The sequence below is a fragment of the Geodermatophilus sp. SYSU D01105 genome (assembly GCF_054050095.1).
This window is the reverse complement of the sequence record NZ_JBJGYR010000003.1, coordinates 201,110-220,607: the sequence shown is the minus strand read 5'-3', so window position 1 is coordinate 220,607 and position 19,498 is coordinate 201,110. Positions and strand designations below refer to the sequence as shown.

At 77.3% G+C, this 19,498-nt stretch carries 24 protein-coding genes and 1 riboswitch; of the genes, 7 read left to right on the top strand and 17 right to left on the bottom strand.

The window, feature by feature from the left end:
- Positions 1 to 14 precede the first annotated feature (14 nt).
- The 10 genes from cobT to ACI79I_RS04030 are packed head-to-tail and all read right to left on the bottom strand — an operon-like array spanning position 15 to position 9,200.
- Positions 15 to 1,067, bottom strand: a complete 1,053-nt coding sequence (gene cobT / locus ACI79I_RS04075) for a nicotinate-nucleotide--dimethylbenzimidazole phosphoribosyltransferase (protein ID WP_456991058.1) — start codon at positions 1,065 to 1,067, stop codon at positions 15 to 17.
- Between the two features lie 44 nt (positions 1,068 to 1,111).
- Positions 1,112 to 2,191, bottom strand: a complete 1,080-nt coding sequence (cobC, locus tag ACI79I_RS04070) for an Rv2231c family pyridoxal phosphate-dependent protein CobC (RefSeq protein ID WP_456990987.1) — start codon at positions 2,189 to 2,191, stop codon at positions 1,112 to 1,114.
- A complete protein-coding gene (locus tag ACI79I_RS04065) occupies positions 2,184 to 2,531 on the bottom strand; it encodes a cobalamin biosynthesis protein (RefSeq protein WP_456990986.1) in 348 nt (115 codons plus the stop codon). The genes cobC and ACI79I_RS04065 overlap by 8 nt, the downstream gene beginning before the upstream one ends.
- Entirely contained in the window at positions 2,528 to 3,367 is an 840-nt protein-coding gene (locus ACI79I_RS04060; protein ID WP_456990985.1) for an energy-coupling factor ABC transporter ATP-binding protein, read from the bottom strand. The genes ACI79I_RS04065 and ACI79I_RS04060 overlap by 4 nt, the downstream gene beginning before the upstream one ends.
- Entirely contained in the window at positions 3,364 to 4,098 is a 735-nt protein-coding gene (gene cbiQ, locus ACI79I_RS04055; protein WP_456990984.1) for a cobalt ECF transporter T component CbiQ, read from the bottom strand. Before cbiQ ends, ACI79I_RS04060 begins: the two co-directional genes overlap by 4 nt.
- A complete protein-coding gene (locus tag ACI79I_RS04050) occupies positions 4,095 to 4,454 on the bottom strand; it encodes an energy-coupling factor ABC transporter substrate-binding protein (protein ID WP_456990983.1) in 360 nt (119 codons plus the stop codon). The genes cbiQ and ACI79I_RS04050 overlap by 4 nt, the downstream gene beginning before the upstream one ends.
- A complete protein-coding gene (locus ACI79I_RS04045; protein WP_456990982.1) occupies positions 4,451 to 5,176 on the bottom strand; it encodes an energy-coupling factor ABC transporter permease in 726 nt (241 codons plus the stop codon). Before ACI79I_RS04045 ends, ACI79I_RS04050 begins: the two co-directional genes overlap by 4 nt.
- On the bottom strand, positions 5,163 to 6,548 hold the full coding sequence (locus tag ACI79I_RS04040; RefSeq protein WP_456990981.1) for a cobyrinate a,c-diamide synthase: 1,386 nt from the start codon (positions 6,546 to 6,548) through the stop codon (positions 5,163 to 5,165). Before ACI79I_RS04040 ends, ACI79I_RS04045 begins: the two co-directional genes overlap by 14 nt.
- Entirely contained in the window at positions 6,545 to 7,144 is a 600-nt protein-coding gene (gene cobO / locus ACI79I_RS04035) for a cob(I)yrinic acid a,c-diamide adenosyltransferase (protein ID WP_456990980.1), read from the bottom strand. The genes ACI79I_RS04040 and cobO overlap by 4 nt, the downstream gene beginning before the upstream one ends.
- Positions 7,145 to 7,160: 16 nt before the next feature.
- A complete protein-coding gene (locus tag ACI79I_RS04030; protein ID WP_456990979.1) occupies positions 7,161 to 9,200 on the bottom strand; it encodes a putative cobaltochelatase in 2,040 nt (679 codons plus the stop codon).
- Between the two features lie 57 nt (positions 9,201 to 9,257).
- Positions 9,258 to 9,384: riboswitch (cobalamin riboswitch) on the bottom strand.
- 104 nt (positions 9,385 to 9,488) lie between these two features.
- Between ACI79I_RS04030 and ACI79I_RS04025 the strand changes: the two genes are divergently transcribed.
- From ACI79I_RS04025 to ACI79I_RS04010, 4 genes are all read left to right on the top strand, one after another.
- Positions 9,489 to 9,935: a hypothetical protein gene (locus ACI79I_RS04025; RefSeq protein ID WP_456990978.1), complete on the top strand. Its 447-nt coding sequence runs from the start codon at positions 9,489 to 9,491 to the stop codon at positions 9,933 to 9,935.
- Positions 9,932 to 10,225 (top strand): transcriptional regulator, encoded by a 294-nt coding sequence (locus tag ACI79I_RS04020; protein ID WP_456990977.1) that lies wholly within the window; start codon positions 9,932 to 9,934, stop codon positions 10,223 to 10,225. The genes ACI79I_RS04025 and ACI79I_RS04020 overlap by 4 nt, the downstream gene beginning before the upstream one ends.
- A gap of 48 nt (positions 10,226 to 10,273) precedes the next feature.
- Positions 10,274 to 11,335 (top strand): AbrB family transcriptional regulator, encoded by a 1,062-nt coding sequence (locus ACI79I_RS04015; RefSeq protein WP_456990976.1) that lies wholly within the window; start codon positions 10,274 to 10,276, stop codon positions 11,333 to 11,335.
- A 147-nt stretch (positions 11,336 to 11,482) separates the two neighbouring features.
- A complete protein-coding gene (locus tag ACI79I_RS04010) occupies positions 11,483 to 11,725 on the top strand; it encodes a hypothetical protein (protein WP_456990975.1) in 243 nt (80 codons plus the stop codon).
- A 4-nt stretch (positions 11,726 to 11,729) separates the two neighbouring features.
- Here ACI79I_RS04010 and ACI79I_RS04005 read toward each other — a convergent pair whose 3' ends face one another.
- Entirely contained in the window at positions 11,730 to 12,461 is a 732-nt protein-coding gene (locus tag ACI79I_RS04005; protein ID WP_456990974.1) for a class I SAM-dependent methyltransferase, read from the bottom strand.
- 111 nt (positions 12,462 to 12,572) lie between these two features.
- Complete coding sequence (locus ACI79I_RS04000; protein WP_456990973.1) at positions 12,573 to 13,109, bottom strand: type II toxin-antitoxin system PemK/MazF family toxin; 537 nt, start codon at positions 13,107 to 13,109, stop codon at positions 12,573 to 12,575.
- A 155-nt stretch (positions 13,110 to 13,264) separates the two neighbouring features.
- On the opposite strand from ACI79I_RS04000, the gene ACI79I_RS03995 reads away from it, so the two are divergent.
- On the top strand, positions 13,265 to 13,462 hold the full coding sequence (locus ACI79I_RS03995) for a hypothetical protein (RefSeq protein WP_456990972.1): 198 nt from the start codon (positions 13,265 to 13,267) through the stop codon (positions 13,460 to 13,462).
- A gap of 10 nt (positions 13,463 to 13,472) precedes the next feature.
- Here the strand turns inward: ACI79I_RS03995 and ACI79I_RS03990 are convergent, their stop codons facing one another.
- Complete coding sequence (locus ACI79I_RS03990) at positions 13,473 to 14,063, bottom strand: MSMEG_1061 family FMN-dependent PPOX-type flavoprotein (protein ID WP_456990971.1); 591 nt, start codon at positions 14,061 to 14,063, stop codon at positions 13,473 to 13,475.
- 33 nt (positions 14,064 to 14,096) lie between these two features.
- On the opposite strand from ACI79I_RS03990, the gene ACI79I_RS03985 reads away from it, so the two are divergent.
- Entirely contained in the window at positions 14,097 to 14,483 is a 387-nt protein-coding gene (locus tag ACI79I_RS03985) for an acyl-CoA thioesterase (protein ID WP_456990970.1), read from the top strand.
- Here ACI79I_RS03985 and ACI79I_RS03980 read toward each other — a convergent pair.
- From ACI79I_RS03980 to yczR, 4 genes are all read right to left on the bottom strand, one after another.
- Positions 14,480 to 15,988, bottom strand: coding sequence for a cobyric acid synthase (locus ACI79I_RS03980; RefSeq protein WP_456990969.1), 1,509 nt, complete (start codon positions 15,986 to 15,988; stop codon positions 14,480 to 14,482). The genes ACI79I_RS03985 and ACI79I_RS03980 overlap by 4 nt on opposite strands.
- Positions 15,985 to 16,650, bottom strand: a complete 666-nt coding sequence (locus tag ACI79I_RS03975) for a lysophospholipid acyltransferase family protein (RefSeq protein WP_456990968.1) — start codon at positions 16,648 to 16,650, stop codon at positions 15,985 to 15,987. The genes ACI79I_RS03980 and ACI79I_RS03975 overlap by 4 nt, the downstream gene beginning before the upstream one ends.
- A 102-nt stretch (positions 16,651 to 16,752) precedes the next feature.
- Positions 16,753 to 17,394, bottom strand: a complete 642-nt coding sequence (locus ACI79I_RS03970; RefSeq protein ID WP_456990967.1) for an ANTAR domain-containing protein — start codon at positions 17,392 to 17,394, stop codon at positions 16,753 to 16,755.
- 370 nt (positions 17,395 to 17,764) lie between these two features.
- Positions 17,765 to 19,216 (bottom strand): MocR-like transcription factor YczR, encoded by a 1,452-nt coding sequence (gene yczR, locus ACI79I_RS03965; RefSeq protein ID WP_456990966.1) that lies wholly within the window; start codon positions 19,214 to 19,216, stop codon positions 17,765 to 17,767.
- A 61-nt stretch (positions 19,217 to 19,277) separates the two neighbouring features.
- Here yczR and ACI79I_RS03960 point away from each other — a divergent pair, with 61 nt between their 5' ends.
- On the top strand, positions 19,278 to 19,487 hold the full coding sequence (locus ACI79I_RS03960; RefSeq protein ID WP_456990965.1) for a hypothetical protein: 210 nt from the start codon (positions 19,278 to 19,280) through the stop codon (positions 19,485 to 19,487).
- The last annotated feature ends 11 nt before the right edge of the window (positions 19,488 to 19,498 follow it).

Genomic DNA, 19,498 nt, shown 5'->3' with positions numbered 1-19,498 from the left:
ACTCGAGGGCGCGCTCACCGGGCCTTCTCCGTCACCCCGGCGGAGTCGAACGTGGCCACGTCGCGCAGCGCCGCCGCCGCGCTGGTCACCAGCGGCAGCGCCAGCAGGGCGCCGGTGCCCTCGCCGAGGCGCAGGTCGAGCCCGAGCAGCGGCCGCAGACCGAGCGCGCGCAGGGCGATCGCGTGCCCGGGCTCGGCCGAGGTGTGCCCGGCCAGCGCGTGCTCCAGCGCGGTCGGGCACAGCGCGGCGGCGACCAGGGCGGCGGAACCCGCGATCACGCCGTCGAGCAGCACCGGCACGCGGGCGGCCGCGGCGCCGAGGACGAACCCCGCCAGCGCGGCGTGCTCCAGGCCGCCCACCTCGGCGAGGACGCCCAGCGCCGCCTCCGGGGTCGTCGGCCGGACCGGCACGCGACCGACCGCGCGGGCGACGACCGCGACCTTGCGGGCGAGCGTCGGGTCGTCGACGCCGGTGCCCCGGCCGGTCGCCTCCGCGGGGGTCGCGCCGGTGAACGCGCAGACCAGCGCGGCCGACGCGGTCGTGTTGGTGATGCCCATGTCGCCGGTGACCAGACAGCCGTGGCCGGTGGCGAGGTCGGTGGCGACCTCGATCCCGACCTCGACGGCCCGCCGGGCCTCGTCGGGGGTCATGGCGGGGCCCACGGCGAGGTCTGCGGTACCGGGACGCACATTTCGGGAGAGCAGCGCCGGGCCGGGCTCGACCGCGTAGCCGGTGGCGACCCCGACGTCCACGACCACCACGTCCGCGCCGAGCTGGGCGGCGAACGCGTTGACCACCGCACCCCCGTGGGCGAGGTTGACCACCATCTGCGCGGTGACCTCCTGCGGCCAGGGCGTCACCCCCTGGGCGTGCACGCCGTGGTCGCCGGCGAAGACCGCGACCGCGGCCGGGGTGGGCAGCGGCGGCGGGCACGCGCCGGTGGTGCCGGCCAGCTGTGCCGCGACGTCCTCGAGCACGCCCAGGGAGCCCGGTGGCTTGGTCATCCGGTCCAGCCGGTCGCGGGCGGCGCGCTCGGCCGCGGCGTCGCGCGGCGCGATCGCGGCGATCGTGTCGGCCAGCAGGGTGCCCGCGAACGGGGCCGGGTCGGTGCTCAGGGGATCTCCTCGGGCAGGCGGGGCGCGGCCCGCGGCGTCGGTGGCGCGGGAGGGATCGCCTCCAGGATCGCAGCCAGCTCGGCGGCGAACGCACGCGAGGTGGCCGGGGCGCGGACGGCGACGCGCAGGTGGTCGCCGTCCAGACCGGGGAAGGTGTCGCCCCGGCGCACCGCCCACCCCCGCGCGCGCAGCTCCGTCCGGACGCGCTCGCCGTCGGGGACCCGCAGCAGCACGAACGACGACCGGGGCTGCCCGAGCACCTCCACCCCCGGTGGCAGGGCGTGCAGCAGCACCTCGCGGTGGTCGATGAGGTGGTGGGCCGCCGCGACGGCCTCGGCGCGCGCCTCCGGGCCGGTGCACGCGACGAGCGCGGCCAGGGCCGGGGTGCCCAGCGGCCAGGGCGGCTGGGCGGCGGCGAGGGTCGCCACCAGGTCGGCCGGGGCGAGGCAGTAGCCCACCCGGAGCCCGGCCAGGCCCCAGGTCTTGGTCAGGCTGCGGACCACGAGCAGCCCCGGCAGGTCGCGGCGGCCGGCCAGCGACTCGGGCTCGCCGGGCACGGTGTCGGCGAACGCCTCGTCGACCACGAGCACCCGACCGGGCCGGGCCAGCGCGGCGACGTCCTCCGCGGCGTGCAGCACCGAGGTCGGGTTGGTCGGGTTGCCGAGCACGACCAGGTCGGCCTCGTCGGGCACGGCAGCCGGGTCCAGCCGGTACCCCGGCGTCGCCAGCAGGTGCCGCTGGACCGGGTGCCCCGCGGCGCGCAGCGCGGCCTCGGGCGCGGTGAACGACGGGTGGACGACGACCGCCCGCCGCGGCCGCAGCGCCCGGGCGACCAGCGTGAACGCCTCGGCCGCTCCCGCGGTGAGCAACACCTCCCCGGGCGGGCGGCCGTGGGCCGCGGCGACCGCGGCCCGGGCGGGGCCGGCGTCGGGATAGGCGGCGCTGGCGTCGAGCGCCTCGTGCAGCACCGCCCGCAGCCACGCCGGCGGGGTGCCGGTGCGGACGTTGACGGCGAGGTCGACCAGGCCGGGGGCGAGCTCCGCGTCGCCGTGGTGGTCGAGGTCGGGTTCACGCATCGGCCACCGCCACCGTGACCCGGCCGACCACCGTGCGCCCGACCAGCAGCGTCCCCCCGCCGAGCAGGGCCGCGGCCTCGGCGACCGACGGTGTCCCCACCGCGGCGGCCACCCGCGCCGATGGCGAGGGCACCGGGACGGCGGCCAGCGCGACGGCGGGGTGCGCCGTCAGCTCCCAGCCGCGCCCGGCCGCGGCCTCCACCAGGCCGGGCTCGCCGGCGCGGGCGTCGAGCGTGGCCAGCCGGACGCCGTCCGCGCCGGCGGGCAGGACGGCGTCGACCGCGGCCAGGACCTCCGCGGCGGCGACCCCGGGGCGCGCGCCGACGCCGACCACGATCACGGTGCGGCTCCCTGGGGCAGGGCGGCCAGCAGCTCGTCGGCGTCGCGGGGGAGGGCGCCGTCGGGGAGCAGGCCCAGCGCGCGCAGCCGGGCGCCCACCGTCAGCGCCCAGGGCCGGTCCAGCCGGGCACGGGCGAGCAGGGCGTCGTCGGCGAGCACCTCGGCGGGCGGGCCCTGCACCACCGCGCGGTCGACGACCACGGCCACCTCGTCGGCCCAGCGCAGCGCCAGGTCGACGTCGTGGGTGCTCATCACCACCGTCGAGCCGTTCTGCCGCAGCCGCTCGAGCGCGGCCAGCGCCTCGACGACCGCCGACGGGTCGAGCCCGGCGGTGGGCTCGTCGAGCAGCAGCACGCAGGGACGCATGGCGACCGCGCCGGCGATCGCCACCCGCTTGCGCTCCCCGTAGGAGAGCTGGTGGGTGGGCCGGCCGGCCAGCTGCGTCACGCCGAGCAGGTCCAGCGCCTCGGCCACCCGCGCGCGGACGGCGTCGTCCGGCAGCCCGAGGTTGAGCGGGCCGAACGAGACGTCCTGGGCCACCGAGGCGCTGAACAGCTGGTCGTCCGGGTCCTGCAGGACGAGCTGGACCTCCTGCCGGTGCGCCCGCAGGCCGCGGCGGCTGTGCTGCAGCCGCTCCCCGTCGACGGCGACCGTGCCGGCCGTCGGCACCAGCGCGCCCGACAGGCACCGCAGCAGCGTGGTCTTGCCCGAGCCGTTGGCGCCGAGCACCGCGAGCCGCCGTCCGGCCGGCACGGTCAGCGAGGCGCCGTCGAGGACGCGGCGTCCCCGCTCGTACCCGGCCACCAGTCCCGTGGCGGTCAGCGTGCGGTGGCTCATGCGAGCAGCCCGACCGAGACCAGGGCCGCGAGCCCGGCGGCCGTCCCCGCGAGGAAGGCCCGGGACGACGGGAGCGGCTCCGGGAGCACCCGCAGGCCGGTCTCCATGCCGCGGCCGGCGAGGCCCTCCTGCATGCGGCGGGCGCGGTCCCAGGAGCGGGTCAGCACGGCGGCGGCCAGCGCCCCGGAGGACCGGGAGGACCGCCGCCACGTCGAGTAGCCCATCCGTGCCGCCTGCGCCTCCCGGACCGCGCGCAGGCTCCCCAGCAGCACGAACAGCATGCGGTAGGTGACCGCGGCGACCTCGACCACCGCCGCGGGCACCCGCAGGCTCCGCAGGGCCGGCAGCAGGTCCGACACCGGCGTGGTGGTGGCCAGCAGCAGCACCGCCGCGCTCCCGGCCAGCGCGTGGCCGGCCAGGGCGCCGGCGCGCGCGGCGGCATCCGGGGCCCAGCCCAGGCCGCCGTCGCCGACCGAGACCACGGCGGTGAGGGTCCCGACGGCGGTGAAGGCCAGCGGCCAGCGCACCACCCGGCCGAAGAGGCGGGCCGGCACCCGGGCAGGGCCGAGGGCGAGGACGACCGCGGTCCCCCCGACCAGGACGCTGCCCGGCCAGGCCGGCAGGACCAGCGCGCAGACCACCAGGCCCAGCGACAGCAGCAGCTTGTCGCCGGGGGCCCGGCGGCGCCAGGCGCTGGCCCAGGCGGCGTCGTCGATCGCCAGGGAGCTCACGGCCGGGGCGTCTCCGCGGGCGCGGGTCCGGCCCCGGTCGCCGCCTCCGCCTCCTCCGCCGCCGCCGTTCGGGCCTCGCGGAGGGCGCGCCGGCCGTGCAGCCGCCCGAGCACGTACCCGAGCACCCCCGCACCGGCCGCGGCCTGCAGGGCGAACAGCCCGGACTCGAGCTCGGAGGACCCGGGGGAGAAGACCGACTCGAACCACGGGGAGTAGCCCGACTCCTCGATCAGCTCGGTGGCCCGGCCGTCGGTGCCGCCGAACTCCGAGTTGCCGACGTGCAGGACCAGCGGGACGGCGACGAGCGCCACCACGCCCAGCACGAGCAGGGCGGTGACCACGTGCCGCCGGTTCACCGCTGCCCCTCCTCGGTCGCCGGGGCGGCCGGGGGCGCCGGCGCGGCCGTCGGCTCGGCCGGACGGCGGAGGGTGCCCAGCCGCTCCAGCTCCGGCCGGGCGTTGACGGTGAGCACCCGGAACAGCAGCACGCCGAGCAGTCCCTCGGCCAGCGCGAGCGGGATCTGGGTGACGGCGAAGACGCCGAGGAACTTGGCCACGGCGCCCGCGAGGCCGCTCTCCGCGTCGGGGAACGCCAGCGCCAGCTGCAGGGACGTCGTGACGTAGGTGGCGAGGTCGGCCACCGCCACTCCGACGAACACCGCGCCGAGCAGGCTGCCGCTCACCCGGCGGGTGAGCAGGTACGCGCCGAAGCCCGCCCAGGGGCCGACGACCGCCAGCGAGAACGCGTTGGCACCCAGCGTGGTGAGCCCGCCGTGGGCCAGCAGCAGGGCCTGGAACAGCAGGACGACGGTGCCCAGCAGGGCCATCACGGGTGGTCGGAAGAGGATCGCCCCCAGGCCCGTGCCGGTCGGGTGGCTCGAGCTCCCGGTGACCGACGGCAGCTTGATCGCGCTGAGCACGAAGGTGAAGGCACCCGCGGCGCCGAGCAGCAGCGTCGACTCCGGGTTCTCGCGGACCTCCCTGACCACGGCCCGCGCGCCGTGCACCACGAACGGGGCCGCGGCGACCGTCCAGCCGATCGCGTGGGCCGGGGGCAGGAAGCCCTCAGCGATGTGCATGCGGTGCCCCTTCCGGGAGCCGCGCGGCCGCGGCGACGAGGCGGGAGGCCATCCCCGGGGAACCGGCCCAGTGCAGGTGCAGGTAGGAGGCGTGCACGCTCCCGGCGACGAACCCCTCCGGCCCGGATCCCGGCCACCGCCAGGCCGGGCTCACCCCGGCGCCCGGCGTGACGACCGTGCGGTGGAACTCGTGCCCGCGCACCCGCGTCCCGGCCGCCGCGAGCACCGAGTCGGTGAGCGCGACGGCCTCGCGGTAACCGAGGGTCAGACCCGGCGACATGGCCGCGTCGGCGGGCAGCACCCCGCACATCGGGACCCCGTCCAGGCTGCGGGCCAGGTACAGCAGCCCCGCGCACTCGGCGGCGACCGGGGCGCCGCGCCGCGCCAGCCCGGCGACCTCGGCCCGCAGCGCGGCGTTGGCCGACAGCTCCGCGGCGTGCACCTCGGGGAAGCCGCCGCCGACCACCAGCCCCGCCGTGCCCTCGGGCAGGTGCTCGTCGCGCAGCGGGTCGACGGTCACCACCGCGGCGCCCGCGGCCTCCAGCAGCTCGGCGTTCTCCGCGTAGCCGAAGGTGAACGCCGCACCCCCGGCGACGGCGATCCGCGGCCGGCCCTCGACCCGGTCCACCTCGGCGGCGGGGTCCCACGGGGCGGCGTCCAGGGCCGGGGCCGAGCGGGCCAGCCGCAGGACGGCATCCAGGTCGAGCGCGCCCGCCACCACCTCGCCGAGCCGCCGCACCGTCGTCAGCGCCTCGGCGGACCGCTCGGCTGCGGGCACCAGGCCCAGGTGCCGGGAGGGGGTGCCCAGCTCGTCGAGCCGCCGGATCGCCCCCAGCACGGGCACCCCGGACCCGCCGAGGGCATCGCGCAGGACCTCCTCGTGGCGGTCGCTGCCCACCCGGTTGAGCACGACGCCGCCCATCCGCACGGACGGGTCGAACGTGGCGAAGCCGTGCACGAGCGCCGCGACGCTCTGCGCCTGGGCCGAGGCGTCGACGACGAGCACGACCGGCGCGCGCAGCAACCGGGCGACGTGCGCGGTCGAGGCGAACCCCGGCTCGACGGTGGGGGAGGTGGCGCCGTCGAACAGGCCCATGACCCCCTCGACGACCGCGACGTCGGCGCCGCGGGCCCCGTGCAGGAACAGCGGGACCACCCGCTGCTCGCCCACGAGCACCGGGTCGAGGTTGCGCCCGGGCCGGCCCGCGGCCAGGCCGGTGTAGCCCGGGTCGATGTAGTCGGGGCCGACCTTGTGCGGGGAGACGGCCAGTCCGCGGGCGGTGAGCGCGGCGACCAGTCCGGTCGCGACCGACGTCTTGCCCGCGTTGCTCGACGGTGCGGCGACCACCACGCGCGGGACGGCGACGGTCACCACTCGATCCCCCGCTGGCCCTTCTGGCCGGCGTCCATCGGGTGCTTGACCTTGGTCATCTCCACGACGAGGTCGGCGGCCGCGACGAGGGCCGGCGGGGCGTTCCGGCCGGTGACGACGACGTGCTGGCTGCCGGGCCGGTCCACCAGCGTCCGCACCACGTCGTCGACGTCCACCCAGCCCCACGTCAGCGGGTAGGTGAACTCGTCGAGCACGTAGAACCGGTGGGCCTCGGCGGCGAGGTCGCGCTTGATCTGCGCCCAGCCCTCGGCGGCGTCGGCGGCGTGGTCGACCTCGGTCCCCTGGCGGCGCGACCAGCTCCAGCCCGAGCCCATCTTGTGCCAGACCACCGGCCCGCCCTCGCCGGTCTGCTCGTGCAGCCGGCCCAGTGCGGTGAGCGCGTTCTCCTCGCCCACCTTCCACTTGGCGCTCTTGACGAACTGGTAGACCGCGATCGGCCAGCCCTGGTTCCACGCCCGCATGGCCATGCCGAACGCGGCGGTCGACTTGCCCTTCATCTCGCCGGTGTGCACGGCGAGGATCGGCCGGTTGCGCCGGGCCCTCGTGGTCAGCCCGTCGTCCGGGGTGACCGCCACCTGCCCCCGGGGCACCTCAGGCCGCCTCGCGGACGGAGCGCACGGTCGCGGCCAGCGACTCGGCGGCCAGCTCCTCCAGCCGCAGGGTCCGTGCGCCGAGGGCGGCGCCGAGCGCGCCGGCCAGGCCGAGGCGCACCGGTCCGGACTCGCAGTCGACGACGACGCCCGCGATCCCGGCGGCGGCGAGCAGGCCGGCGGCGGCGTGCGCGTCGGCCACCGCGGCGCTGCCGCGGGCTCCCGTCGCCCGCCCGTCGGTGACGACGACCAGCAGCGGACGGCGCTGCGGGTCCCGGACCCGCTCCACCCGGAGCGTCTCGTGCGCGCGCAGCAGGCCCGCTGCCAGCGGGGTGCGCCCGCCGGTGGGCAGCTCGCGAAGCCGGGCCGCGGCAGCCTCGACCGACCACGTCGGCGGCAGCGCCAGGTCGGCGCCGGTGCCCCGGAAGGTGACCAGGCCGACCTTGTCCCGCCGCTGGTAGGCGTCGAGCAGCAGGGAGAGGACGGCGCCCTTCACCGCGCCCATCCGCGAGCGCGACCCCATCGAGCCGCTGGCGTCGACGACGAAGAGGACCAGGTTGCCCTCGCGGCCCTCGAGCGTGGCCTGGCGCAGGTCCTCACCGGCGATCCGCAGGCCCGGCCCGGTGCGGCCGCGGGCGGCCTGGTGCGGCGCGGCGGCGAGCACGGTGTCGGTCAGGTGCAGCCGCGTGACGGGGCCGCGGGGGCGGGTCGAGCCGACCACCCGGCCCCGCTCGGCGCGTGCCCGGGAGCGCCGCCCGGCGACCCCCGCACCGACGCCGGGGACCTCCAGCCGGCGCGCGCGGAACGCCTCGTCGGGGGCCACGGCGGCCCGCTCCGGCGCGGGCCCGGGACCGCCGCCCTCCTGCGGTGTCGGAGGCGACACCGGCGGTTCGGGGCCCGATCCGGCGGTGTCGCCTCCGACACCGGGGGGTGGGGACCCGGTGTCGGGGGCCGGGCCGCCGCCCGGGCCGCCGTCCCCGGGGCCGTCGTCCTCGGGGCCGCCGCCGGACGGGCCGTCGTCCTCGGGCTCGTCGGGGCGGGAGTCCTCGAGGGCCCGGTCCAGCGTCTGCTCGTCCAGGCCCGGCGCGTCGAAGGGGTTGCGCCGACGGCGGTGCGGCAGCGCCAGCCGGGCGGCCGCCCGCACGTCCTCCTCGGTCACCTCGTCGCGACCGCACCAGGCGGCGTGCGCGATCGCGGCGCGGGCGGTGACCAGGTCCGCGCGCAGCCCGTCGACGTCGAAGGCGGCGCAGACCGCGGTCACCTGGCGCAGCGCGTCGTCGGAGAGGACGACGTGCGGCAGCCGGGCCCGGGCGGCGGCGATCCGCGCGGCCAGGGCACCCTCCTCGGCCGACCACGTCACGGTGAACCCGGCCGGGTCGGCGTCGAAGGCGAACCGCCGGCGCACCACCTCGGCGCGGACCTCCGGGTCCCGCGGCGCGGCCACCTCCACCGTCAGCCCGAACCGGTCGAGCAGCTGCGGGCGGAGCTCGCCCTCCTCGGGGTTCATCGTGCCGACGAGCAGGAACCGCGCCGCGTGCCGCACCGACACGCCCTCGCGCTCGACGTAGGCGGTGCCCAGCGCGGCGGCGTCCAGCAGCAGGTCGACCAGGTGGTCGTGCAGCAGGTTGACCTCGTCGACGTAGAGCAGGCCGCGGTGCGCGGCGGCGAGCAGGCCCGGCTCGAAGGCCTTGACGCCCTCGGTGAGCGCCCGCTCCAGGTCCAGCGAGCCGACGACCCGGTCCTCGGAGGCGCCGACCGGCAGCTCGACCAGGCGCGCCGGCCGCGTCTGCCCGGGCGTCTGCGCGTCGTGCGGGCCGTCCGGGCAGGCCGGGTCCGGGGCGGCGGGGGCGCAGGCGAACCGGCAACCGGCCACGACGTCCACCGGCGGGAGGACGGCGGCCAGCGCGCGCACCGTCGTCGACTTCGCCGTCCCCTTCTCGCCCCGGACCAGCACCCCCCCGACCGCGGGGGAGACGGCGTTGAGCAGCAGTGCGAGACGCATGTCGTCCATGCCGACGACGGCGCCGAAGGGATAGGTCACCCGGGCGTCCTTCCTCCCCGGGTGTCCACGCCCGGAGGGAGCAGGGACGACGGCGGGAGTCTCCTGGCTGCCGGATCGTCGTCCGCCCCCGACCTTCCCGTCCCCGGGGGGACAGTGGCCGAGCGTGGGGGCGTACTCCCCGGTCACAGTGGCGGGACCGCGCCGGAATCTCACCGGGCTTCCTCCACTGCCGTCGCTGTGGCCCGGTCATGCAACCACGGCACGGCGCCGCGCCGACAGCCCCCCGTCTCTTGACGGATCGGAAAGTCATGGTCCACTCTTTCCGACATGGAAAACGACGCGATCGACCGGGACACCGCGGCCGCCCAGCTGGCCACCCTCCGGGCGGACCGGGTCGCGCTGGCCGACCGGGTCCGGGCACCGTGGTGGTACGACGTCACGCTCGGGTTGCTGCTGTTCGGCTTCCTGGCCTCCTACGCCGTCGACTCGCTCTGGGTGACCTTCCCGGCGCTGATCGTCTTCTGCGCCGGACTCGGCGCCCTGGTGGCGGCCTATCGCCGGATCACCGGCATCTGGGTGAACGTGACCTGGGGCGCCATGGCGGCGTGGACGGCCGTGGTGCTGCCCGTGCTCGTCGCGGCGTTCGTGCTGGCGGAGGGCTTCGACCAGCGGTGGGCGATGGTGGTCGCGGGCGCCGTGCTCGGGGTGGCCGTCGTCGTGTTCGGCCGGTACTGGGGCCGCAAGCTGGTCGCCGAGCTGCGGACGTCGCTGTGACCGTGGTCGCGCCGCACTTCGACACCGTCATCCACCCACCGCCCCGGCTGCAGATCTGCGGCCTGCTCGCCGCGGTCGACACCATGGAGTTCGCCGCCGTCCGCGACGCCGTGGGGGTCAGCGACTCGGTGCTCTCCAAGCACGTCAAGCAGCTGGAGGCGGCCGGCTACGTGAAGGTGCAGAAGGCCACGATCGCCTCGCGCCAGCGGACCAGCCTGTCGCTGACGAAGACCGGGCGCACGGCCTTCGACGCGCACGTCGCCGAGCTGCGGCGGATCACCGGCGCCTGAGAGCCCCCTGCACGCGGGGTGTCCGCGCCGACCGGCAGAGTGGGCGCCGTGGCGGGGAGGGGGCGCATCGTCCGGCTGGGGGACGCGGCGCTGGTCGTCGCGGGCGCGGTGGTCGCGACGCTCGCCTTCGACACCTTCGACCTGCCCTCGTCCTCGCTGTTCGGCGGCCTGCTGGCCGGGCTGGTCCGGGGGCTGGCCGGACGGCGGCGGCTCGCGGTGCCGCGCCCGGGGGTGCTCGCCGCCCAGGGCCTGATCGGGGTCTCCATCGGGGCGCTGGTCGACCCGGAGACGCTCGCCGCGATCGGCGAGGACTGGCTGCCGGTCCTGCTGGTCGTGGTCGGCACGCTGGTGCTGACCCTGCTGGCCGGGCTGCTGATGCGGCTGCAGCCCGGGATCAGCCCGGTGACCGGCGCCTTCGCCATGATCGCCGGTGGCGCGTCGGGCATCACCGCGATGTCCCGGGAGCTGGGCGCCGACGAGCGGATGGTCGCCGTCCTCCAGTACCTGCGGGTGCTGCTCATCGTCGTCCTCATGCCGCTGGTGGCGACCGGCGTGTTCGGCGCATCACCCGGGTCCGGGGGGACGACGGCCGGCGAGGCCGGACCCGGTTGGCCGGCCGGGCTGCTCTTCGCCGCGGTCTGCGTCCTCGTCGGCCTGCCGGCGGCCCGGCTGCTGCGGATCCCGGTGCCCTCGCTGCTCGGGCCGATGCTGGTGGCCGCCGCGCTCCACCTCAGCGGGCTGTCGCGGGGCGCTCAGGTCCCCGAGCCGCTGGAGCTGGGCGCGTTCCTCGTCATCGGCCTGATGGTCGGCCTCAACTTCACGCGGGAGAGCCTGCGCACCGTCGGCCGGGCGCTGCCCCTGGCGCTGGCGGTCATCCTGGGCCTGGTCGTCACCTGCGCGGGCCTGGGCGCGGTGCTGACCGTCACGACCGACGCGAGCGCGCTCGACGCCTACCTCGCCACCACTCCCGGCGGCCTGTACGCGGTGCTGGCCACCGCGCAGGACGGAGGGGCCGACGCCACCTTCGTGCTCGCCGTCCAGGTGCTGCGGCTGTTCGTGATGCTGCTGTCGGCGCCGCTGCTGGCACGGTGGCTGCGCCGCGCCGGCTGACCGGCGTCGGCCTCGTCACCCCTCCGAGCAGCCCCCTCGGTCGCCGGTCGGGCCTACCCTCGACCGGGCGCGAGGGAGGTGAGGACGCTGGCGGAGGACACGACGGGCACGGACGCGAGGGACACGGACGCGAGGGACGCGGACGAGATGGCCACGGCCGGGACGGGCACGGAGGACGCCGTGCTGCTCTTCGTCGGTGGCCCGCTCGACGGGCGGGTGGAGATCCGGGAGGCGCGGCACGGGCAGCCGTTGCCGACGATCACCCACGTCCACCTCCACGGCGGGCCCAAGGTCGTGCACCGCTACGACCTGACCGCGCTCACCGACACGGCCGGCGTCTACACCGTCCGGCCGCGCCAGGCCGTGCGCGACGAGTCCGTCGCCGACTGACCGCTCACCGGAGGCGGAGCACGAACCCCGCGTAGCCGAACTCGTCGCCGCGGGACCGCCGCAGGTCGATCTCCCGCCTCGCCTCGGCCAGTGCTGCGGCGGTCTCCTCGTCCGGGTCCGGCCAGGCGTCGATGGCCGCCGCGAGGGGCACGTGGTACTCCTCCGCCCAGTCGGAGTCGGGCAGCAGGCGGGTGGCGACGACGTCCCACCCGGCCGCGCGCGCCGCGGCCTCCGTCGCCGGCACGTCGCGCATCGCGGGGTACGCGGCCCAGAACGCGCGGGTGTCGGCCGAGGGCGACGTCGTCGTCCACACGGCGTCGGTGAGCACGAGCACGCCGCCGGGGACCAACAGCCGTCGCCACTCCCGCAGCGCCGCCTCCACGCCCATCAGGTAGGCGGCGCCCTCGCACCACAGCAGGTCGAACGCGCCGTCCGGGTGCGGGAGTGCGGTCATGGACGCGCGGACGACGCCGATCCGGGCGGCCTCCCCGGCGTCGGCCGCGGCCCGCCGCGCGCGGCGCAGGAACGGCTCGTGCAGGTCGACGGCGGTGACCCGGATCCCGGCCGCGGCGAGCACGAGCGAGGCCCGGCCCGGTCCGCACCCGATGTCGAGCGCGCGGGTGTCCGCCGGCAGCGGGTCGGCGAGGGCCAGCAGGGCCCGGGTGGTCGCGTCGGAGCCCACGCCCTCGCGGGGCAGGTCACGGTGCAGGGCCCAGAACACGTCGGCGGCGTCCATCGAGCGGCAGCGTGCCGGGCGGGCGGCGCCCCGGTCGACCGGTTTCCGCCGACCTCACGGTGTCGTCGCCGTCCGTGCCGCACCCCGCGAGGTCGGCGGCGACGCGGCGGGTCAGGCCCGGTGGTACCCGCGGACCGCGGTGACCACCTCGTCGAAGCGGTGGCGGTCCAGGGCGGCGCCCATGCGGCGGGCGGCGCCGGCGGGCACCACCAGCAGGCGGTCCAGCCGCACCTCGCTGGGCCGGCCCTGCGCGTCCCAGGCCCCGCGGCCGACGTCCATCCAGTACCGCCCGTGCCGGGCCTCGTCGGCCGCGTCGCGGTCGTGGTCCTGGCTGGAGAGCATCAGGCCGACCAGGTCCTCGCCACGCCGGCCGACGACGAGCACCGGGCGGTCCTTGCCGCGACCGTCCCCCTCGTCGAAGGGCACCCAGGCCCACACCACCTCGCCGGGGTCGGGCCGGTCGTCGGGGCGCGGGCGGTAGCCGAGGTCGACCCCGGCGAGGCCGCCGTCGAGGTCCCGGACGCCCGGGCCGCCCGCCCGCGGCGCCGCCGGGGCGGGGCGGCGGGTGGTGCGTGCCGCGCGGGTCGCCGGCCGGGCGACCGCGCGCAGCACGCCGGTGAGCCGTCGGACCAGCCCGCTGCGCGCCATGCGGGCACGGTACGGCGCCCCGGCCCCAGACCTCGTGTGTCCCACGTGACACACAGGCACCAATCGGTCACGTCCACGGTTGGAACTGCCGACACGGGGGCACCATGGGCGCACGGGGCGGTCAGTCGAGGCCCTCCGAGAGAGGGGGGTCCTCGATGACCTCGGCCGAGCCGGCCCGTCCGGCCGCACCGCGCACGCGAGAGGTGCAGGCCAGCGTGCTCGCCGCCTTCCAGCTCGTCGAGGACGCCCGCTACCTCGGCTCCGACCGCCGCAGCCGGCGGGGACGACGGCGCGCGCTCGCCGAGCGCACCGTCGCCTACCGCAAGCTCGCCCGGGACCTGCGCGCCAGCTGAGCCGGGGCGCTCAGAGCTCCTCGGCCAGCCCCGCCCGCATGACCGCGTCGTCGGGCAGCGGGGTGGTGAGCCGGCAGTGGTCGCCGAAGACCTCGCGCATCGGGGCGAACGCCGAGCGCTCGACCTGCCGCTGCGGGTCCCACAGGCCCGAGCGCATCACCGACTTGGCGCACTGGAAGTACGCCCGCGCGACCGTCACCACGAGCACCGAGCGCGGCGCGCGGCCGAACTCGGTGAGGTCCACCTCCAGCTCCTCGGGGCCGGTCAGCTCGGCGGTGCCGTAGACGCGCAGGGTCTCCTCGATCCCCGGGACCAGGAACAGCAGCGCCACCCGCGGGTTGCCCGCCACGTTGCGCAGGCTGTCCACGCGGTTGTTGCCCGGCCGGTCGGGGAGCGCCAGCCGGTGCTCGTCGAGGACCTTGACGAAGCCCGGGTCGCCCCCGCGCGGCGACACGTCCGGCCAGCCGTCGGGGGAGGCGGTCGACAGCGTCGCGAACGACGAGAGCGCGATGAAGGCCCGGCAGTGGCGGTCGAGGTGGTCGATCACCTTGTCCTGCACCAGCTGGGAGGGGTCGCGGTACCGGGCCAGCACGTCGTCCATGGCCGAACGGTAGCCGGGCTAGCGTCTGCTCCCGTGCCCGCGCAGTGGAGTGCCCCCGTCCGGTACGTCGAGTGCGACCAGCAGGGTGTGGTCTTCAACGCCCACTACCTGACGTGGGCCGACGAGGCCTCCACCGGCTGGTGGGCGGCGATGGGGCTGTCCTGGGACGAGCTGACCGAGCGGCGGATCGACCCGCTGGTCAAGGCCAGCACGCTGGAGTGGTCGGCCCCGGCCCGCTGGGGCGACACCGTCACCGTGGACGCCGAGACGGAGCGGGTGGGCCGCACCAGCGTGATGGCGCGGTTCACGGTCCGGGTGGGGGAGCGGGTGTGCTGCGTCGTCCGGACGACCTACGTGTGCGTGACCGACGGCGTCGCCGCGGCCTGGCCCGACGACGTCCGCGCGCGGCTGGCGCCCTAGCGCCCGGCCCCCGGCGGCAGCAGCGGCAGCCCGTCCGGCGCGCCCTCCTCGACCAGCCGCCACAGGGTGTCGGTGTCGGCGTGCTCGGCGACCAGGTCGCCCAGGGCGTCGAGCCGGCGCTCCCGGACGGCGGCGAAGTCGGTGTCCGGTGCGGGGACGAACCGCCGGCCGGCCACCCGCGCCACCTCGGTGAGGAACGCGCGGCGGAAGCCGTCGTTCTCGAACGCCCCGTGCCAGGTGGTGCCCCAGACGGCGCCGGACCGCGCGCCGTCGAGGAAGGGCTCGGCGGTGTCGTCGACGCTGACCACCCCGTGGTGGATCTCGTAGCCGCGGACCGGCTGGCCGAACGCCGTGCCCACCGGCCGGCCCAGCGTCTTCTCGCGGGCGAAGCGCACGTCGGCCGGCAGCAGCCCGAGGCCCGCCACGGCCCCGGCCCGCGACTCGACGTCGTCGGTGATGGTGCGCGCCAGCATCTGGTGGCCGCCGCAGATGCCCAGCACCGGGCGGCCCTCCGCGGCCCGCCGCGACACGGCGTCGGCCAGCCCCGTGGCGCGCAGCCAGCGCAGGTCGGGGACGGTGGCGCGGGTGCCGGGGAGGACCACCAGGTCGGCGTCGGCCAGCTCTCCCGGCGTGGTGGCGAAGCGCACCAGCACGCCCGGTTCGGCGGCCAGCGCGTCGAGGTCGGTCACGTTGGACAGCCGGGGCAGGCGGGCGACGGCGACCCGCAGCACCTCGGCCCCGTGCGGGGGGCCCGCCGCGGACCGGGGCGCCCCGATGCCGAGGGAGTCCTCGACGTCGAGGTCGAGGCCGTCGCGCCAGGGCAGCACGCCCAGGGTGGGCCGCCCGGTCAGCCCGGTGAGCGCGTCCAGGCCAGGGCGCAGCAGCCGGACGTCGCCGCGGAACTTGTTCACCAGGAACCCGGCGACCAGCCGCTGGTCGGCCGGCGGCATGAGCGCGACCGTGCCGTAGAGGGCGGGGAACAGCCCGCCCCGGTCGATGTCGCCGACGACGACGACCGGCAGCCCGGCCGCGGTGGCCAGGCCCATGTTGGCGATGTCGTCGGCCCGCAGGTTGATCTCGGTGGGCGACCCCGCGCCCTCGCAGACCACCACGTCGAACCGGGCGCGCAGGTCGGCCAGGCTGGCCAGCACCTGCTCGAGCAGGGCCGCCTTCATCGGCCGGTAGGACAGCGCGGTCACCTCGGCGACCGGCCTCCCGAGGACGACGACCTGGCTGGAGTCCTCGCCGCCGGGCTTGAGCAGCACCGGGTTCATCGCCGCCTCGGGCTCGACCCGGGCGGCGGCGGCCTGCACCACCTGCGCCCGGCCGATCTCGGCGCCGTCGGGGGTGACCATCGAGTTGTTGCTCATGTTCTGCGCCTTGAACGGGGCCACCGAGACCCCCTGGCGCACCAGCCAGCGGCAGATGCCGGCCGTGACGACCGACTTGCCGGCGTCCGACGTCGTCCCGGCGACCAGCAGGGCGCCGGAGCGGCGCCGGGTCACGCCGCCTCGCGGGGCGGGCCCCACCCGGCCTTCTCCTGACCCGACAGCTCGGCGATCGCCTCCATGATCCGGTCGGTCACCGCCCGGCGGGCCCGGCCGTTCCCGGCCATGCCGCGGTACTCGGGGAAGGTGAGCGGCTCGCCGAAGGTGACCGAGACCTTGTGGGGCCGCGGCCATCGGGAGTCCACCGGCTGCACCTTGTCGGTGCCGGCCACCGCGACCGGGACGACGGGGCAGTCGGCGGTCAGGGCCAGCCAGGCCACGCCGGTCTTGCCGCGGGCCAGCCGGCCGTCGCGCGAGCGGGTGCCCTCCGGGTAGATGCCGAACCCCTCCTCGCGGCGGAGGACGCCGAGCGCGGTGTCCAGCGCCTCCTGCGCGGCCCGGGAGGTCTGCCGTTCCACGGGCATCGCGCCGAGCGCGGTGAACAGCTGCTTGGACAGCCACCCGCCGATCCCGGGCGCGGTGAAGTACTCGGCCTTGGCGAGGTAGTGCACCCGCCGGGGGGCGGAGAGGGGGATGACCATGCTGTCGATGAACGACAGGTGGTTGCTGGCCAGGATCACCGGCCCGGTGGGCGGGACGTTCTCCTTCCCGGTCACGTGCATGCGGAACACCGCGTGGAACAGCGGACGCAGCAGGAACCGGGCGACGAGGTAGAGCACGCCGCGCTTCCCCTCTCGACTCGGGGACCGCCGGCGGGTGCCGACGACAGCGGGCATTCTCCCGTGCCGCTCCGCCCCGGTCGCTCCAGGGGCGGCGGGACCTCAGTGCATGCGCGGCATGGGCGGGCACACGTCCCGGATCAGGGCGCGCACGTCAGCGGGCAGGGACGACCGGCCGGCCGCGGACTCGGCGATCGCCACGGCCACGTCGCGGACCTTGCGGTGGCAGTTGCTGGAGATGTGCGCCAGCAGGTCGAAGGCCACCTGGTCACCGCAGCTGGTGAGCAGCATCAGGATCCCCTTGGCCTGTTCGATCGCCGCCCGGCTGGCCATCGCGGTGCGCAGCTGGGCCACCTCGGTCTCCAGCTCGCGCACCCGGTCGTCGCCGGACCCGTGGGCGCACGACGACACGTCGCCGTCCGCCTCCTCGGGAAGCCGGACGAGCAGGCCCTCCAGGGCGTCCACCGCCCCGGCGTGGTCCAGCACCGGCTCCCCGACGAGGACGGCGGGAGCCCCGGGTCCGCTGCGGCTGCCGAGCCGGACGCGCAGGGAGAAGGGCTGCCCGTCGGAGCAGGCGGCGGTGATCGCCTCGACGGTCCGCGGCCGGTCGCCCGGGTGCAGGGACCGCACCAGCAGCTCCGTGCAGGGGTGCGCGCCGCCGCGCGGGAGCCCGAGCAGCGTGGCCATCTCGGCCGACCACGCCCAGGCGCCGGTGCGCCGGTCGTACCGGAACCGTCCGGCCACCCGGCGCCCCGCGGGGACCGGCCGGGACGCCGGTGTGCCGGAACGGGTCCCCGGTGTGGGGTGGGCGGCCGCCGTGCGGGGGAGTGTGGGGGAAGGCGTCGCTGTCATGTGGACTCCAGCGGGTGCCGCCGGGCACGGCCCGGCGTCGAGCGCCGCAGGCCGCTGCTCGACCACCGCGGTACGCCGGCGGGGGACGCCGCCGGCCGCTCCGTTGCTTGAGGACGGTACGACGGGTCCGGGCGTTCCGCACGCGCAGCGACCGTCCCGTTGCAGCCCGCGCCGCGTCGCCACGGGCTGTCCGCGGGCGGACTCCCGGAGGCGTCGGACGTGCGTTCCCCGAGGCGTCCCCGCGTGAGGACGGGGTCCCTCCTCAGACGACCGTCGCCGGGCGGGCGGGGGAGCGGTTCCCGGCGGACCGCGCGGGCAGGCTCGCTGCCACCTCCGCGAGCAGCTCCACCGCGGCCCGCAGCCGCTCCGGGGGGAGGGTGAACGGCAGCCGGAGGTGGTCGTCGAAGGCGTGGCCGGTGCCGAACGCCCGCCCCTGGGCGAGCACCAGCCCGCGCCCGGCCGCCGCCGCGGTGAGCGCGGCCGAGCTGGTGCCTGCCGGCAGCCGGCACCACACCGACAGCCCGCCGGCCGGCCGGGGCGCGGTCCAGTCGGGCAGGTGCCGGGCCAGCTCGGTCAGCAGCACCTCGCGCCGTTCCCGCAGGGCCTCCCGGCGCCGCTCGAGGATCCCGTCCAGCTGCCGGACGAGGACGGTGGCGGCCAGCTGGTCGACGACGCCGACCGACAGCTGCCGGCGTCCCAGCGCGGCGCCCAGCTGGTCGGCGAGCGCGGCGTCGGTCCGCAGCCAGCCGATGCGCAGCCCGCCCCAGACGGCCTTGGCCAGCCCGCCCACCGTGACGGTCGCGGCGTCCGGCAGCCCGGCGGCGAACGGGGGCAGCGGCCCGTCGTCCAGGAAGAGCTCGGCGGTCACCTCGTCGACGACGGCCAGGACGCCGTGCTGCCACAGGGTCGCCGACAGCCGGCGTCGTCCGGCCGCCGACAGTCGCGCGCCCGAGGGGTTGGAGAAGTCCGGCATCAGGTAGGCCATCCGCGGGCTGCTCTGCCGGGCGACGATCGCGGCCGCGCCCACCAGGGCGTCGGGGTCGGCGGCGTCGACCGGCGCGGGGACGCAGCGGCCCCCGGCCGCGCCCACCATCCCGATCGCGCCGGGATAGGTGGGGTGCTCGACCAGCACGCGGTCGCCGGGCTGCAGCAGCGTCTGGACGGCGATCGCCGTGGCGTCCCCGGTGCCGGCCGTGACCACCACCTGGTCGGGGTCGGTGGGCAGGCCCCGGGCGGTGAACCGGTCGGCGATCGCCGCCCGCAGCTCGGGCAGGCCGCTGGGCGCGTAGCCGTGCCCGGCGGTGTACCCGGGCAGCGCCGCGACCGCCTGCTCGTAGGCGGCGAGCACCTCGGGCACCGCCTCCGGCGCGGCGTGGGCCAGGTCGAGCACCTCCGGGTCGGTGCTGGGTGCCCGCCAGCCGCTGCCGGCCGTCGGCAGCTCGGTGACCGTGCCCGAGCCGTGTCGGGTGACGGCGAACCCCTCGGCGCGCAGCAGCCGGTAGGCCGAGGCGATGGTGACGCGGCTGGCCTCGAGCGCGGTGGCGAGCTCGCGTTCGGCGGGCAGCCGGGTGCCCACGGGCAGCGACCCGGTGGTGACCAGCTCGCGGATCCGCCGGGCCAGCGCCCCGTACCGGGGACCGGGGAGCGCGTCCAGTGGTCCGACGAGCGTGGCCAGCTCGTTCGCCGAAGTGGACTGGCCGATGGCGGATGGCATGCGGTCCACCATGCCGGAGTGGACTGGTCCACGCCACTGTCGACGGTGCCAATCTCAGGCCATGACCTCAAGTGGTGTCGTCGTCCTGCTCGTCCTGCTGGGGCTGGTCGCCCTGTCTCTGACCACCCTCGTCATCGCCGTCCGCGGTGGTCGCGGTCCGGCCGACCCGCCGGCCAGCCACCTCCGGACCGACCCGGCCGGCTTCCCGGCGCTGCCCCCGCCGCGGCCGGCCCTGACCCTGCGCCGTCCCCGGCTGCGCGCCCCTGTCTGACCCGGCCGGAC

What these genes read in the sequence shown, in the direction of transcription:
- ACI79I_RS04060 (WP_456990985.1), bottom strand. Translation starts at nt 3,367, where the DNA reads ATGAGCCACCGCACGCTGACCGCCACGGGACTGGTGGCCGGGTACGAG.
- ACI79I_RS04000 (WP_456990973.1), bottom strand. Translation starts at nt 13,109, where the DNA reads ATGGCGCGCAGCGGGCTGGTCCGACGGCTCACCGGCGTGCTGCGCGCG.
- ACI79I_RS04005 (WP_456990974.1), bottom strand. Translation starts at nt 12,461, where the DNA reads ATGGACGCCGCCGACGTGTTCTGGGCCCTGCACCGTGACCTGCCCCGC.
- ACI79I_RS04025 (WP_456990978.1), top strand. Translation starts at nt 9,489, where the DNA reads ATGGAAAACGACGCGATCGACCGGGACACCGCGGCCGCCCAGCTGGCC.
- ACI79I_RS03995 (WP_456990972.1), top strand. Translation starts at nt 13,265, where the DNA reads ATGACCTCGGCCGAGCCGGCCCGTCCGGCCGCACCGCGCACGCGAGAG.
- ACI79I_RS03960 (WP_456990965.1), top strand. Translation starts at nt 19,278, where the DNA reads ATGACCTCAAGTGGTGTCGTCGTCCTGCTCGTCCTGCTGGGGCTGGTC.
- ACI79I_RS03990 (WP_456990971.1), bottom strand. Translation starts at nt 14,063, where the DNA reads ATGGACGACGTGCTGGCCCGGTACCGCGACCCCTCCCAGCTGGTGCAG.
- cobC (WP_456990987.1), bottom strand. Translation starts at nt 2,191, where the DNA reads ATGCGTGAACCCGACCTCGACCACCACGGCGACGCGGAGCTCGCCCCC.
- yczR (WP_456990966.1), bottom strand. Translation starts at nt 19,216, where the DNA reads ATGCCATCCGCCATCGGCCAGTCCACTTCGGCGAACGAGCTGGCCACG.
- ACI79I_RS04045 (WP_456990982.1), bottom strand. Translation starts at nt 5,176, where the DNA reads ATGCACATCGCTGAGGGCTTCCTGCCCCCGGCCCACGCGATCGGCTGG.
- ACI79I_RS04010 (WP_456990975.1), top strand. Translation starts at nt 11,483, where the DNA reads ATGGCCACGGCCGGGACGGGCACGGAGGACGCCGTGCTGCTCTTCGTC.